The following is a 14,555-nucleotide window of genomic DNA, read 5'->3' on the forward strand; positions in this document are numbered from 1 at the left end:
CAAAAAGCAAGCGGCGAGCTGTTGTGCCCGCCGCCGTTTTAACTAACTACGCTGGTTAGCTCACCCGATAGTTGGGAGCTTCTTTGGTGATCTGCACGTTGTGGACGTGGGATTCGTTAAAGCCAGCGCCGGTAATCTGAACAAACTCCGGCTTGGTGCGCATTTCCTGAATATCGCGGCAGCCGGTGTAGCCCATGGAAGCGCGCAGCCCGCCCATCAGCTGGTGGACAATAGCGCCCATCATGCCTTTATAGGGAACGCGGCCTTCAATGCCTTCCGGCACCAGCTTCTCGGCGCCTTCGCTCTTATCCTGGAAGTAGCGGTCGGCGCTGCCCTGGTTTTGCGACATGGCGCCCATGGAGCCCATACCGCGGTAGGCTTTGTAGGTACGGCCCTGGTAAAGCTCTACTTCGCCCGGTGCTTCTTCAGTACCGGCCAGCAGGCCACCGACCATCACGGCGCTGGCGCCAGCGGCAATCGCCTTGGCCAGGTCACCGGAGAAGCGGATACCGCCATCGGCAATCAGCGGAATGTCGTACTCTTTGAGCGCTTCGGCCACGTTGGAAACCGCGGTAATTTGCGGTACGCCTACGCCGGCTACAATGCGCGTGGTGCAGATTGAGCCAGGGCCGATACCGACTTTGACGGCATCCGCGCCCGCTTCAGCCAGCGCACGGGCCGCGGCGGCGGTGGCGATGTTACCGCCAATCACTTGAATGGCCGGGAAGTTCTCTTTGATCCAGCGTACGCGGTCGATCACGCCTTTAGAGTGACCGTGGGCGGTATCGACGATAATCACGTCTACTCCGGCTTCGACCAGTGCCGCAACGCGATCAGGCGTTTCCGGGCCAGTGCCTACGGCGGCACCTACCAACAAACGGCCATCGCTGTCTTTGGCGGCCATTGGGTAGGTGCGGGCTTTTTCGATATCTTGGAAGGTGACCAGGCCGCGCAGGTGGAACTCGTCATCCACAATCAGCATTTTTTCGATGCGGTGTTCGCGCATCTTGGCTTTGCTGGTTTCGAGATCGGTGCCTTCCTTGACGGTAATCAGCCGCTCGCGGGGGGTCATGATGTCCGCTACGCTGTCACCGTGGTTAGGCTGGAAGCGCATATCACGCTCGGTCACAATACCCACGAGCGTCTCACCTTCCACTACAGGGAAGCCGGAGAAGCCATTTTCACGGGCCATGGCGAGCAGGTCTTCCAGCTTGGCTTTCGGGCTAACGGTGACTGGGTCTTTTACAATCACGCTTTCGTGCTTTTTGACCTTGCGTACCTCGGCGGCTTGCTGGGTCATGGCCATGCTCTTATGGATGATGCCGATGCCGCCTTCCTGGGCCATCGCAATCGCTAGGCGCGCTTCGGTAACGGTGTCCATCGCGGCAGAGAGTAGCGGAATATTGAGCGAGAGATTGCGGGTCAGGCGGGTTTTGAGGCTGACATCCTTGGGGAGAATATCGGAGAAGCCGGGAACGAGGAGTACGTCATCGAACGTTAGTGCTTCTTGGGCCATACGTAGCATAGCGGCAACACCCTGATTGAGAGGAAGTGGGGCGTGAAAGGTTAATCCCCCATTATAGCGTTTTGAGGGCCTTCCCAGCAATGCAGTCAGGCTGTTGTGCTTATACCAATTGCTAATGACGTATGCTGTTAGGCTGATAGTGGGTTATTTTTTATTTAAAGGGGGCCTTTTGTCTCAACAGATTATTGTCTACACCGATTACGTTTGCCCCTTCTGCCTGCTAGCCGAAGAGGCCATTGTTCAGGCAACCGAGGGAATGGATGTGGAAATCCGCTGGCGGCCTTTCGAGCTGCGCCCTGCCCCGGTGCCCACGTTGAAGGTGGAAGACCCTTACTTGCCTAAGATATGGCAGGATTCGGTTTATCCCATGGCCAAAAAGCTCGGCGTGCCCATCAAGCTGCCCAATATTTCGCCGCAGCCGCGCACCGACAAAGCCTTTGAAGTGTTCGCCATGGCCGAAGAGCAAGGCTTGGGCCACGCCTACTCCATGGCAGCGCTGAAAGCGTTCTTCCAGCAGGAGCGCGATATAGGCGACCCGGAAGTGCTGGCGGATATTGGTGAGTCGGTGGGCCTGGAGCGCCAAGCGGTGCTTGATGCGCTGGCCGAAGGCCGCTACCGCGAGCAGCACCAAACGGCTCAGCGTCACGCGGTGGAAGAGGCGCTTATTCAGTCGGTGCCTACCTTGGTCATCGATGGCGAAGTGATTCAGGGCGTGCCTGATCCCGACGCCCTCAAACGTTTTCTATTAGAGCGGGCTTAACCCTATGCCCTCCCCCACTCCCCAGGCACTCTCCGTCAGTCAACTCAACCAGCGCGCCAAGCAAACCCTTGAGCGCGATGTGGGCGAGGTGTGGGTGGAGGGCGAGCTCTCTAACGTTTCCCGCCCGGCGTCGGGGCATGTCTATTTCACCTTGAAGGATGACCGGGCGCAGATTCGCTGCGCGCTGTTTCGCCAGCGGGCGAGGTTTGTCTCGGCGCCGATGCGCGACGGTGATCAGGTCAAGCTGCGTGGGCGGGTGTCGCTATTTGAACCCCGCGGCGATTATCAGCTAATTGCCGAGGCCGTTCAGGCGGCAGGCCTGGGCGAACTGCTGGCGGCGTTTGAGCGTTTAAAAGCGCAGTTGGAAGGTGAAGGTGTGTTTGCCAACGCCCGGCCGCTGCCCTTCCCGCCCCGCAAGCTGCTGATATTGAGCTCTGCCACCGGGGCAGCCATTCGCGATGTGCTGGCGGTGCTGGAAGCGCGCTGGCCGCTGGCGGACGTGACACTGATTCCGGTGCCGGTGCAAGGCGCCGAAGCCGCCCCGGCAATGATTTCGGCCCTAGGGTTATTAAACCGCCAAGCGAAGCTAGACCCGGAACGGGATGTGGTGCTCATTACCCGTGGCGGCGGCAGCTTGGAAGACCTGTGGGCGTTTAATAACGAGCATTTGGCGCGGGCAATTTTCCATTCCCGGCTGCCGGTAATGTCGGCGGTGGGCCACGAGGTGGATATCACCCTGGCAGATTTTGCCGCGGATATGCGCGCTCCCACCCCTTCTGCCGCTGCTGAGCGCCTGGTGCCGGATCAAAACACCCTTAAGCGCCAGCTGGAGCATCAACACAGCCGCCTGCTGCGGGCCATGCAGGCGCGCCTAGAGCGCGACAGCCAGCGGCTGGATACCCTGCGCGCCAAGCTGCGTCMTCCCGGCGAGCAGCTCAACCGTCAGCGCCAGCACTTAACCGCCCTCAATCAGCGCTTGAATCGCGCCATGCAGCACACGCTTGGCCTGCAGAAAGCCCAGGTGACACAGCTGAGCAGGCGCTTGGCCAGCCAGGATATGGCGCGGTTGCACCGTGCAGAAAGCGAGCGTGTGAGCCAGTTACAGCGCCGTTTGGGGAGTGCGATGCAGCGCCAGTTGGAGAGCCGACAGGCACGCTTGAAAGCCGCCGCACGGGAGTTAAACGCGGTCAGTCCGCTAGCGGTGCTGGGGCGTGGCTATGCAATTGCCCAGGATGAGCAGGGCCAGGTCATTCGCCGCGCGGAAGATACCCAGCCCGGCCAGAAGCTGAAACTGAAGCTAGGTGAAGGCAGGCTAAGCGTGGAAGTTAAGCGGCGTTTAAAGTCCTAAGTTAAATGGCCGATATCTTCTAACAATGAGGAGAGGATACCGTCATGAAGATTGGATTTTCGTCTTTTACACTGATTAATCAGCGCCAAGATAAGCCGCAGTTTTTAACGCCCACCCGCGTCGCTCCCCAAAAGAGCGAGCCTGCTGAAGACGACCCGTTCACAAAGCGGCTTAAAAAGCAGCAGGAAGCGTTGGAGAGCTTGGCGTCGCTACCTACGCCAAAGGAAGCCTCCCAGCAGCAGGCCAGCGATAAAGTGGGCTTCCTGCGCCAGCGGATTGAAATGCTGAAAGCCATGATGGCCTTCGCCTCTCCTGAACAGCTTAAAAACATGGCCAAGGAGCTCAAGAGCATCGCCCGTGAGCTTGCCGGTGCGGCTAAGCTGTTGAACAATCAAGGTGGCGGTGGTGCAGGCATGACCGCGATTCCGTCCGTGGTTGCAACGACCGCAGTTCCCACGGCAGGAATCCCCACGACAGCAGCTCAACCGGCCGTCTCTCAAACCAGCGGAGCCGAATCAGCCGGGGCCCAGGCGGGTGGTGGTGAGAGCGCCCAGTCAACGGTTTCCAGTGACGCGCAGCAAGCCGAAGCGAATGCGCAAACAGCCGAAGATGATGCTGAAAAGGCTGCTGAGCAAGAGGCCGAGAAAGCAGCGGGCGAGCCTGAAGGTGATACATCCACCGAGGTCGGCGTATTACCTACCCTACCCACTCTCATTCAAAATGAAGACAACCGCTCGAAAGGCAATGGTTCCAGCGCTAGTGAACACGCCCTTCGCGGCGTACTGACTGACGCTCAGAAAGAGCTACGCGAAGCGGTTAACGCACTCAACGTTAGGCTGAACGAGGAGGATAAAGAAGCCCGCCGTGAGCTAAAGAAAGCTGAAGAAGCCATGGAAAAGACGGATCGTGCGGTTGCAGCATCCACTTCAGAGGCCCTCTACTCCTCATTGGGGCAGCTGCTGCCTACCTCGCTAGGTGACGTTGCCGTATCAACGTCCTCTATCAACATAGAGGTTTAGCGCTAATAGAAAAGGCGCTACTGAGAAGTAGCGCCTTTTTGTTTAGCGTTGGCCTAAACAATTCTGCATAGAAACAGTGTTGCATAGCTTATTTTTTGGAATCCTTACCTGACTTTTTATCGTCATCGGACTCCGGGTTTACATGATGGGTATCCGGCATCGGATTGGCCTCATCATGGTGGTCATCCTTCTCTTTAGGGGCTTTCTGGTCTTTATCGGGAACTTGAGTCATCGCTTCTTCCTTACCGTGGTGGGTGAGCGAAAGAGTGGGAGGCGTGCGTGGTGCCTCCTATCCCTGGCTGACTTAACTGTAGCCCTTCCCCTTCAACTTGCAATTCACCCTCATAAGCACACACGACATAACTGCAATTAAACAATATTTAAAACAAACACTTAAAAGAAGAAAATAGCTTTATAGCAGCTACATTAGCAATATTGATAGCTTCAATAACCTGCCACTATCATTTCTCTGGATGACCAGCCGCTTTATTGCTCAGCGTTCGCTTCCTGGTTTGCCGTTGTTACTACCTTGGTCTACGTTTACAGCGTGTAAGGTACTCGAGGATACGAGGGCCTGAACAGTGGTTAGTAAGTGATGTTTTACGATGACTAGCCGTATGTGCCAACCAAATTGTGCCAACAATGGAGTGACCGCACATGAGTGATCAACACCAACCACCCCAGCACCAGGATAAACAGCCTGGTGATGAACACGCCATGCGCCCAGAGCCCGAATACATTCGTGAAAGCTACCGGGGCGCCGATAAGTTACTGGACAAGGKCGCGATTATTACCGGTGGCGATAGCGGCATAGGGCGTTCAGTCGCCGTTCACTATGCCCGCGAAGGTGCCGACAGCGTGATCGTGCACCTTAAAGAAACCAAAGATGCGGAAGAGACCAAGCGGCTGGTGGAAGCCGAAGGCCGTCGCTGTTTGGTTTTGAAAGGCGATGTGGCAGCGCCAGCGTTTTGCCGTGAGATCGTTAAGCGCACCCTCGACCACTTCGGCAAGATCAATATCGTCATCAACAACGCCGCAGAGCAGTACGACTGGGACGATATTACCGAGATCCCCGATGATCAACTGCTGCGCACCTTCCAGACCAATATCTTCAGCCACTTCTATCTGAGCAAATCAGCCCTGCCGCATCTCAGCGAAGGCGACACCATTATTGCCACCTCATCGATCAATGCCTTTAAGGGCAACGATACGCTGATCGATTACACCGCCACCAAGGGCGCTATTCAGGGGCTGGKGCGCTCGCTGGCGATGTCGCTGATGGATCGTGGCATTCGCGTGAACGCCGTAGCGCCAGGGCCGGTATGGACCCCGCTGATTCCCGCCAGCTTTGAGGATGAGAAGGTGGCGTCGTTCGGCGGCCAGGTGCCCATGAAGCGTGCCGGGCAGCCAAGCGAAATGGGCCCTGCGTACGTCTATTTGGCCAGCGAGGAGTCCTCCTACATGAGTGGCCAAACCATGCACCTGAATGGCGGGGTTATCTTGAATACCTAAGGCATACAGCTAGAAATATAGGGGCAGCTTGGCTGCCCTTTCGCCAGCAACTTGCTGCCGCTCTAGATTCCCGCTCGGTAATATTTACAGCTCTCGATCTTTTCTAAAGGCTAAAAATTACCGATCGGGAATAATCGTTGGGTTTTATCCACTGATCCGCGTAAGCCTCTATCTACTATTACTTTTCTTGCTCATCGCCACTTACCAACCTCTACCCCGCCAACGCCTTCACCAGCACCTTCGATTTACGGGCGTGGTTGTAGGTTTCGCGCTTCAGTGGAGGCAGGTCTTCCAGGCTGGCGGCGCGAAAGCCGTGCTCTACAAACCAGTGGGCGGTATGGGTGGTGAGCACGAACATTTCTGTTAAGCCGCGCTGGCGGGCACGGCGTTCCATGGCTTCCACCAAGCGCTCGCCGCGCTCGCCGCCGCGGTAGCTGTCGTGCACTGCCACGCAGGCCAGCTCGGCAATGGTGGTATCCGTAAATACGTGCAGCGCCGCGCAACCAATCACCATGCCGTCGCGCTCAATGACCATGTAGTCATCAATCTCGTGTTCCAGGCGCTCACGGGAGCGTGCCACTAGCATCCCTCTCCGCTCCAGCGGTTCCAGCAGCTCCAACAGGCCCGCCACATCGTTAAGCGTGGCCGGGCGCAGTTGCTCGTAGCGGTGCTGGGTGATCATGGTGCCCACGCCGTCGCGGGTGAACAGTTCCCCCAGCAAGGCATCGTGGTTACGCCAGGAGAGCAAGTGCGTGCGCGCCACGCCTTCCCGTGCGGCGGTGCAGGCGGCCTGCAAATGGCGGGCGAGCTCGCTGCCTGGCACTGCGGCGCTTAAACGCGGCTCGGCTTCCGCTGGCGAAAGCTGACGCAGCAGCGCGCCCTGCTCATCTTCCAAGCCTTCGGATTCCCCCAGCAAAATCAGCTTGTCAGCTTTCAGCGCCACGGCGGCGKGTTGGGCCACTTCGGAAGCGTCTAAATCGAACACCTCACCGGTACTGGAGAMCCCCAGTGGCGGCAGCAGCACCAGCGAGCCTTTTTCCAGCAGGCCTTCAATGGCGCTGGCACGCACCCGGCGCACTTCGCCGCTGTGGTCGAAATCCACCCCTTCGCGCACGCCTAGGGGCTTGGCGGTGACTAGATTTCCAGAGATGACGCTGAGCTCCACACCGTGCAGCGGTGTGCTGGGCAAGCCAAGAGAAAGCCGCGCTTCCAGCCATAGCCGCTGGTGAGCAGCTACCTGCTCCACATGGGCCATCACTGCGCGGTCGGCCACCCAGCGGCCATCGATGCGCGTGGGCTCTACGCCGGCAGCGGTTAGCGACTCGTGCACCTGGGGGCGAATGCCGAACACTACGACTAAGCGAACGCCCAGGGTATGCAGCAGGGCCAAATCCTGAATCAGTTGCTCCCCTCGGCCAGACGCCATGGCTTCGCCTTCAATTAAGATGACAAAGGTTCGTCCCCGGTGGGCATTAATGTAGGGGGATGCGTTACGAAACCAATCAACAAAGGGGAAGCGCGTATCCAAGGGCCGCTCTCCGGCAGCAGGTGAAAGAAAAATCAGACGTTTACCACATCTAATCAGGTTACTTTACCAGAGCACAAAAAACAGCGGCACCTTCTAATGCAAATCTGCTCAATCTAATGCAGATATACATGAAGATGCCGCTGTGATTTTATCGCTTAGGTCGTTCTTAATGCGTTCGAGCTTTGGCGTACTGCGCTTTTGCTAGCTTATTTATGAGCCGAACATGCCTTTGAACATAAAGAAGAACAGAATCGCGAGGCCCGCACCGGCAGGCAATGTGATCAACCAAGACGCCGCAATCGTACCAATAACCCGTAGGTTAAGGGCGGCCATGCCGCGCGCCAGACCAACGCCTAAAATCGCACCTACCAGTGTGTGCGTCGTGGAAATTGGCAAGCCGGTACCCGAGGCCAACACCACGGTAGTGGCCGCTGCCAAGGTAGCGGCAAAGCCACGGCTGGGGGTCAGCTCGGTAATCCCCGTGCCCACAGTGGCAATCMCTTTATGACCATAGGTGACCAGACCCACCACGATACCGCCACCGCCGAGTACCAGCACCCACCAGGGCACCAGCGCGGAGCCGCCAATTTCGCCGCCGGTCTGTACCACGCTGATGACTGCCGCTAGCGGGCCTACCGCATTGGCCACATCGTTGGAGCCGTGGGCAAAGGCCATGGCACAAGCAGTGAAAATCATCAAAACGCCGAACACACGCTCAACGTTGGCATAGCCAAAATGATCATTGGCATTGTGTTCAAACTTGATACGCCGTTGMAAAATCAAGCCGATGCCCATAATCACCAGGCCCAGGAGGATCGACAGTAGCAGGCTCTGATTAAAGGTCAGATCCAGCCCCACGTGGGATAACCCTTTGGTCAGCGTGACCATCGCAACGATGAAACCTACCAGAAACACATAGCCAGGTACGTAGCGTTTGGCAGCTGTGAACGGGTTGGCGTCCTCGAATATCAAGTGGTGTACCGATTTAAACAGCACGAAACCGATGGTGCCTGCCAACAAGGGGGAGACCACCCAACTAGCGGCAATCGTGCCTACCGCGCCCCAGTCCACCGTGGCAGGGCCTAGCCCTGCGACCGCAAAGCCTACGATCGCGCCGACAATCGAGTGCGTCGTGGAAACCGGCCAACCTTTCATGGAAGCCACCAACAGCCATGTTCCCGCTGCCAGCAGTGCTGCCAGCATGCCGTAAACCAGCAATTGCGGGTCGTCCTGTAGCAGTTCGGGGTCGATGATACCTTTACGGATCGTATTGGTAACTTCACCACCGGCTAGCCAAGCACCCAGAAATTCAAAAATGACAGCAATCAGGATGGCTTGCTTGATGGTGATCGCTTTCGACCCCACCGAGGTTCCCATGGCGTTGGCTACGTCGTTCGCACCAACGCCCCATGCCATAAAGAAGCCAAACAAACAGGCCAAAATAATGAAGATTTCACCGTACTGGGCAATAATCAGCATGAAAGTCCCCTTAGCGGGCAGTCAGGATCTGCAGACGGCTACCTACGCGCTCGGCGCGATCGGATAGTTCGCCAACCCATTCAATGATCTTGTACAGAAAGATCACATCCACCGGCGGTAGCTGGCTCTCAAGCGCAAACAGCTGACGGCGAATGGTGATCTGTTGATCATCGGCTTGGTGTTCGAGGGTGTGCAGCTCACGGATCATCTTCTGCATCACGTCTGAGACGTTTTTGCCAAAGCCGGACTCCAGCAGGTCTTTCAACTCTTCTAGCGCTTGGCGTGCCTGGGCCACGCAGGCAACGCTGGTTTGGATATAAGCACGCATTGGCTCGGCCAACTCATCCGGCACGCGCATTTTACGCCCCAGCATAATGCCGGTAATGTCACGTACCTTATTGGCGATTTTGTCCTGCACGCTGATCAGATCGAGCAGGTCAGAGCGCGACACCGGTAGAAACATGGTGTTGGGCAGGTTCAACCGCAGCTCTGTTTTCAGCGTATCGGCGTCGTGCTCTAAGCGGGTGACGTTTTCGCGCAGTTCTGCCGCTTTGTCCCAGTCATCAGCTAGGGTTGCTTCAAAAAACGGCAACAGCTGATCGGCGCACTCATTGGCCTTGACGATATGCGCCAATAACGGCTGGAATGGCGAGCGGCCGAACATCGAAGAAAAAGGGTTGGAGGTAACCATAATGCCTTTTAGCCTGTTTTCGGGGAGCCTGGAAATGGCGGCGCCAGTATAAAGAGTGCGCCCGTCGCCGTCATGAAAAGTTCACAAATGTAATCAAATATTCATCTAAATGTCACGATAACGAGGTGGCTAGCGTCATGAAAAGCCCAACCCCCATGGAAGTGGAACTTAAACTGGCCCTTGCCCCGACTGGGCCTGCGGCGCTTACTCAACACCCGTATCTCGCTTCACACGCCGCGCGTAAACAAACGCTGACCAATACCTACTTTGATACCCCCCAGGGCGATTTGGCCAAGGCACGTATTGCGCTACGCCTACGCCAGGTAGACGGCCAGGTGCTGCAAACGGTAAAAACCGCAGGCCAGGGCGGCGGCGGGCTCTCGCAACGCGAAGAGTGGGAGTGGCAGGKGGCTGGCCCGCAGCTGGACCTCACCTCGCTTGCCGCGCTGCCCCCTTTTCAAGGKGAGCTCAGCGGTGTACTTGATGCCCTCGCCCCCCAGCTCAGCACTGATTTCACACGGCGTAGCTGGCAGCTAAAAGAGGGCGCACAAGGTCAGCAGAGTCATATTGAATTGGTGTTGGATGAAGGTGAGATTATTTGCGGCGGCTACCGCACGCCAATTCGCGAGGCAGAGCTCGAATTAAAAGGCGGCGAGCCGGAAGCGTTGTGGGCGCTGGCGCTTAAGCTTGCCGAACAAGTACCGCTTCGGCCTTCGGATAGCAGCAAGGCGTCCCGTGGCAATGCCCTTAGCACCCAACACTGGCCGCTACCCGAAGCGCACTCTCCGGCGGAGTGGCTGCACCGCGCCACGCTGGCGCTGGACGCCTATCACGACAGCCAGCAGGCCAGCTTTCTTAGCGACGCCCAGCAGGCGTTGATCGCCCTCGCCGACCATCCCGCGCTGGACACTACTGCGCGCAGCTATGCCCAGGCGCTTCCCAGCGCGCTTGATAAGCATGGCCAGCCCAATACGGCCTACGGTAAAGCGGCGTTGGCACTCGCCCATCGCTTGGCGTACCAAACCGCGCTACGCTAGCGGTTTAGCGCTCTATTTAGAACGGCATTGAGGCCCACTTCAGGATGATGCAATGAATTTAAACTTAACCCCTGGCGCGGAAGGCCTACGCACCCGTCTGTTTCACATTATTTTTGAGTCTGACACGCCGGGCGCAAAAGCCTTTGATATCGCCTTAATCGTGGCGATTCTGTTAAGCGTTGCGGTCATTCTGCTGGGCAGCATTGAGATTTATGCGGAGCGCTACGGGCATATATTTTTCTACGTTGAATGGATATTTACGCTGCTGTTCAGCCTTGAGCTAATTGTGCGCATTTACTGCCTTGAGCGCCCGCTGCTGTATTTAAAGAGCTTTTATGGGATCGTCGACTTAATCGCCGTATTGCCTACCTGGCTGGTATTGCTAGTACCGGGCGCCCACGGTCTGGTCATTGTTCGCTTGCTGCGAGTGCTGCGGATTTTTCGAATTTTGCGTCTCATGGAGTTTGTCGGCGAAGCCAGCCTGCTCATGGATGCCCTCAAACGCAGCATGCGTCAAATACTGCTGTTTTTCTCGGCAATTTTTATGGTGGTCACGCTATTCGCCGCGCTGATGTACACCATTGAATCACCGGAGGCAGGCTTCACCAGCATTCCGATGTCGATGTACTGGGCCATCGTTAGCATGACGACGGTCGGCTACGGCGATATCGTGCCCGCCACCGCGTTAGGCAAAGCCATCACCATGATTCTGATGTTGCTCGGCTACTCGATTATCGCCGTGCCCACAGGGGTATTCTCCGCTCAGGTAATCCGCTCGATTCGTGAGGATCGTTACTCAGAGGAAGCCTGCCCCGGCTGTGGTCATGACCGCCATGACAAGCGCGCCCGCTACTGCCTGCGCTGCGGCACTTGGCTGGACGAAGACAGCGAAGACCCGCGCAAGAAAGATGCCGACAAAAAAGACGACCAGGAAGACAAAAACGCGCCCCAGGACAGCTAAACTAGGTTGCTAAACCAAGTGTAGCTAAGCCGGGGGCGCGTGGTGTTCATTTAATACGGGAGGGAGTGGTTATCTCACCGATCACTCCACTTCGTGAGGGGCATCCCAGGGGTCTAGCTCGGCCTCGCTCCAGGCGCCATAGGTCGCATTGGGGAACACAATCCAGTCCTTGCCAAACCGCTCGGCATTCTCCTCAACGAGCGCGTGCTGCTGATACAGGTCGGCACCAGCGAACTCACCCGCGAAATCGTGTAGCGAGTCGCCTAGCTGCATTACCAGGGTGTGGTTATCCACCACCTCTGCGCGGCGCTCCGCCTTAGCAGGCCCCAGCAACATCACGCTCTGTTCCGAGACTTGGGGCAGCTCTAGCGCTTCCAAGGTGGCGATCGTATCGGCCTCGTTCTCCTGGTAGCGGTCAGAGACGTAAAAAATGGCTACGCCCTGCTCATCCGCGTAATCCAGGAACGCTTTAGCCCCCGGCATTAAACGCGGCTCGCCTTCACGCTCCCAATGCTTCCAAGTATCCCAGGTGGTGTAGTCGTGGCATGCCTGCATATCGCGAACCAACAGCGGGCTATTATCCAGCACCGTTTCATCCAGGTCGGTAATGATCGCCAAGTCGTCACTGCCGCCATGCGCCTMAATCTGATCTTCAAGCCGGTAGGTGGCGAGGGCAAACCCCTGACGCTGCAGAGCAGCCGCTTCTGCAGACTGCTGCTGATAGCGTAGGCCCATTGCATAAGCTTCCTGGGCACACATTTCTGCGTCATCACTATTTGCATGGCTGGTCAGTGGTAACGCGGTAAGGCTGGCTAACACTGCAAGGCTACATAGGCGAGAGGTAAAAGGCATCGTCATTAAATGATCTCCTGAGATAGGCGATCTCAAAAAGACGAGGCGACTCCTCGCCTTAAAGGATCACGATTTATTATCGAAAAGAACCGTTAGGATCATATTTTATTTTCATTGAACATTCAAATAATGAAAAATAGGCAAATTCCCTGCTCATTAAAGCTAAAAGCAGGGATTGCTCTGAAAAGTGTTCTTAGACGACGAAAGGAGAAATATCGCCGCGTCCTTCACGGATGATTTTCGGCGGCAGTTCGCGCAGGTCGATGACGCTGGTGGGGTCTAAGKGGCAGGCGCCGCCGTCGATAATGGCGTCCAGGTGGGCACCAAAACGTTCGCGGATCTCTTCCGGGTCGTTCATGGGCAGGTCATCGCCTACCGGGATCAGCGTGACGCTCATCAGTGGCTCACCCAGTGCGGCCAGCAGCGCGTGGGTAATGCGGTGATCCGGCACACGCACACCAATTGAGCGGCGCTTGGGGTGCAGTAATAGGCGCGGCACCTCGGATGTGGCATCCAGAATATACGTGTAAGGCCCTGGGGTATGTGCCTTCAGCAACCGGAACACATCGTTATCCACCTTGGCGTAGGTGCCGATTTCCGAGAGGTCGGAGCACACCAGGGTGAAGTTGTGTTTATCGTCCAGCGAACGTATCCATTTTATCTTCTCAATGGCTTTCTTCTCACCCAGATGGCACCCAAGGGCGTAGCCCGAATCAGTGGGGTAAGCCACCACACCGCCTTTACGAATGATCGCAATCGCCTGATCGATGAGGCGTTTTTGAGGGTTTTCCGGGTGAATCTGAAAATATTGACTCATTACTTACTCCTATCCGTAGGCATTATTCATACAGCATAGCTTAAGCGCTAAGCGAATCATCCCGCTTCCAGCCTACCTGGCGGAGCATCGCGCAGGTGAACCAGCCGGGGGTGCTGCCATATGGGTGGCGCCGCAGTGCGTGGCACCAGGCTCATGCTGCCGGGGGCTGCGTGGCTGCCGGGAAAGTGAAAATCGCTGCCCATGGACGCATACAGTTCGCGCTCCACTAGCTGACGCGCCAGGTCGCGGGTGCTATCCGGGTTCTGCTGGCCACTGACCAGTTCAACCGCTTGCCCGCCTGCCGCCTGGAAAGTATCCATCAACAGGCCCCGTTTGCGCCGGGTTAAGCCGTGGCGAAGTGGGTGGGCAATCACGGCCACACCGCCGGAATCGACAATCCAGCCCACCGCTTCGCTGATTTCCGGCCAGTGGGCTTTAACATCGCCCTTTTTGCCGCTGCCCAAATAGCGCTTGAAGGCGCTGGCCCAATCGGGCACCACGCCTTCCGCCACCAGCGCGCGGGCAAAGTCGGGGCGGCCTAAAGGGCGGTCACTGCCTGCGTGCAGGCGGGCTTTTTCCAGCGCGTTAGGTAAACCGACTTTTTCCAACCTTTCAGCGATGACTTCAGCGCGCTGAATGCGCGCTTCACGCTGCTGAATCAGACCTTCTACCATTGCCCCCTGCAGGCCGCCAGGCATTAGCGCCACCACGTGGATATTGACTCCCTGCCAGCGTGTGGATAACTCACAGCCGGGGATAAGGCATAGCCCTGCTTGCTTCGCCGCGTGGCCCGCTTCTTCAATGCCGTCCATGGTATCGTGGTCGGTGAGCGACATGTGCGTCAGCCCGCGCTCAAAGCACAGTGTCACCAGCTCGGTGGGCGATAGCGCACCATCGGAAGCGGTGGAGTGCATGTGCAAATCAACCGGGTAGCGCTGATCGGCATCAAAGGTATAAGGAAGTCGAGGCATAAGCATGACGCCGTGTGGCCAGTTTGTCAGAATGCGCTTTTCAGCTGTGAATAAA

The 14,555-nt window shown here is 57.1% G+C and carries 14 protein-coding genes; 6 read left to right on the plus strand and 8 right to left on the minus strand.

The genetic code is table 11. The features are described from left to right. Window positions 1-55 precede the first annotated feature (55 nt). Window positions 56-1,525 carry an IMP dehydrogenase gene (gene guaB / locus HALO_RS18885; RefSeq protein WP_035576856.1) on the minus strand — a complete coding sequence of 490 codons (1,470 nt, stop codon included), beginning with the start codon at window positions 1,523-1,525 and terminating at the stop codon, window positions 56-58. A 169-nt stretch (window positions 1,526-1,694) separates the two neighbouring features. Between guaB and HALO_RS18890 the strand changes: the two genes are divergently transcribed. From HALO_RS18890 to HALO_RS18900, 3 genes are read left to right on the plus strand one after another with little or no spacing between them, the layout of a single operon-like run. Further along, the gene (locus HALO_RS18890; protein WP_035583078.1) at window positions 1,695-2,285 is read left to right on the plus strand and encodes a DsbA family oxidoreductase; all 591 of its coding nucleotides are present in this window, start codon (window positions 1,695-1,697) and stop codon (window positions 2,283-2,285) included. 4 nt (window positions 2,286-2,289) lie between these two features. After that, a complete protein-coding gene (gene xseA / locus HALO_RS18895) occupies window positions 2,290-3,633 on the plus strand; it encodes an exodeoxyribonuclease VII large subunit (protein ID WP_050713853.1) in 1,344 nt (447 codons plus the stop codon). Between the two features lie 44 nt (window positions 3,634-3,677). Then, window positions 3,678-4,652 carry a hypothetical protein gene (locus HALO_RS18900; RefSeq protein ID WP_035576852.1) on the plus strand — a complete coding sequence of 325 codons (975 nt, stop codon included), beginning with the start codon at window positions 3,678-3,680 and terminating at the stop codon, window positions 4,650-4,652. A gap of 88 nt (window positions 4,653-4,740) precedes the next feature. On the opposite strand, the gene HALO_RS23230 is transcribed toward HALO_RS18900, so the two are convergent. Further along, complete coding sequence (locus HALO_RS23230) at window positions 4,741-4,884, minus strand: hypothetical protein (RefSeq protein ID WP_172821685.1); 144 nt, start codon at window positions 4,882-4,884, stop codon at window positions 4,741-4,743. A gap of 425 nt (window positions 4,885-5,309) precedes the next feature. Between HALO_RS23230 and HALO_RS18905 the strand changes: the two genes are divergently transcribed. Then, window positions 5,310-6,164, plus strand: coding sequence for an SDR family oxidoreductase (locus tag HALO_RS18905; RefSeq protein ID WP_050713854.1), 855 nt, complete (start codon window positions 5,310-5,312; stop codon window positions 6,162-6,164). A 211-nt stretch (window positions 6,165-6,375) separates the two neighbouring features. On the opposite strand, the gene argA is transcribed toward HALO_RS18905, so the two are convergent. From argA to HALO_RS18920, 3 genes are all read right to left on the minus strand, one after another. Beyond that, window positions 6,376-7,692: an amino-acid N-acetyltransferase gene (gene argA / locus HALO_RS18910; RefSeq protein ID WP_050713855.1), complete on the minus strand. Its 1,317-nt coding sequence runs from the start codon at window positions 7,690-7,692 to the stop codon at window positions 6,376-6,378. A gap of 210 nt (window positions 7,693-7,902) precedes the next feature. Further along, window positions 7,903-9,171 carry an inorganic phosphate transporter gene (locus HALO_RS18915; protein WP_050713856.1) on the minus strand — a complete coding sequence of 423 codons (1,269 nt, stop codon included), beginning with the start codon at window positions 9,169-9,171 and terminating at the stop codon, window positions 7,903-7,905. A gap of 10 nt (window positions 9,172-9,181) precedes the next feature. Beyond that, window positions 9,182-9,862, minus strand: a complete 681-nt coding sequence (locus HALO_RS18920; protein ID WP_035576845.1) for a TIGR00153 family protein — start codon at window positions 9,860-9,862, stop codon at window positions 9,182-9,184. Window positions 9,863-9,999: 137 nt separating this feature from the next. Between HALO_RS18920 and HALO_RS18925 the strand changes: the two genes are divergently transcribed. Together HALO_RS18925 and HALO_RS18930 are read left to right on the plus strand one after the other, a co-directional pair. Next, complete coding sequence (locus HALO_RS18925; protein WP_050713857.1) at window positions 10,000-10,899, plus strand: CYTH domain-containing protein; 900 nt, start codon at window positions 10,000-10,002, stop codon at window positions 10,897-10,899. A 52-nt stretch (window positions 10,900-10,951) separates the two neighbouring features. Then, entirely contained in the window at window positions 10,952-11,860 is a 909-nt protein-coding gene (locus tag HALO_RS18930; RefSeq protein WP_035576840.1) for an ion transporter, read from the plus strand. A gap of 81 nt (window positions 11,861-11,941) precedes the next feature. Here the strand turns inward: HALO_RS18930 and HALO_RS18935 are convergent, their stop codons facing one another. From HALO_RS18935 to HALO_RS18945, 3 genes are all read right to left on the minus strand, one after another. After that, on the minus strand, window positions 11,942-12,718 hold the full coding sequence (locus HALO_RS18935; protein WP_050713858.1) for a 5'-nucleotidase, lipoprotein e(P4) family: 777 nt from the start codon (window positions 12,716-12,718) through the stop codon (window positions 11,942-11,944). A gap of 187 nt (window positions 12,719-12,905) precedes the next feature. Next, the gene (locus tag HALO_RS18940; RefSeq protein ID WP_050713859.1) at window positions 12,906-13,529 is read right to left on the minus strand and encodes an L-threonylcarbamoyladenylate synthase; all 624 of its coding nucleotides are present in this window, start codon (window positions 13,527-13,529) and stop codon (window positions 12,906-12,908) included. Window positions 13,530-13,585: 56 nt separating this feature from the next. Further along, entirely contained in the window at window positions 13,586-14,506 is a 921-nt protein-coding gene (locus HALO_RS18945) for a PHP domain-containing protein (protein WP_035576835.1), read from the minus strand. Window positions 14,507-14,555 lie beyond the last annotated feature (49 nt).

Origin of the sequence: Halomonas sp. R57-5 (assembly GCF_900070345.1) — a bacterium.
Taxonomy (GTDB): domain Bacteria; phylum Pseudomonadota; class Gammaproteobacteria; order Pseudomonadales; family Halomonadaceae; genus Vreelandella; species Vreelandella ventosae_B.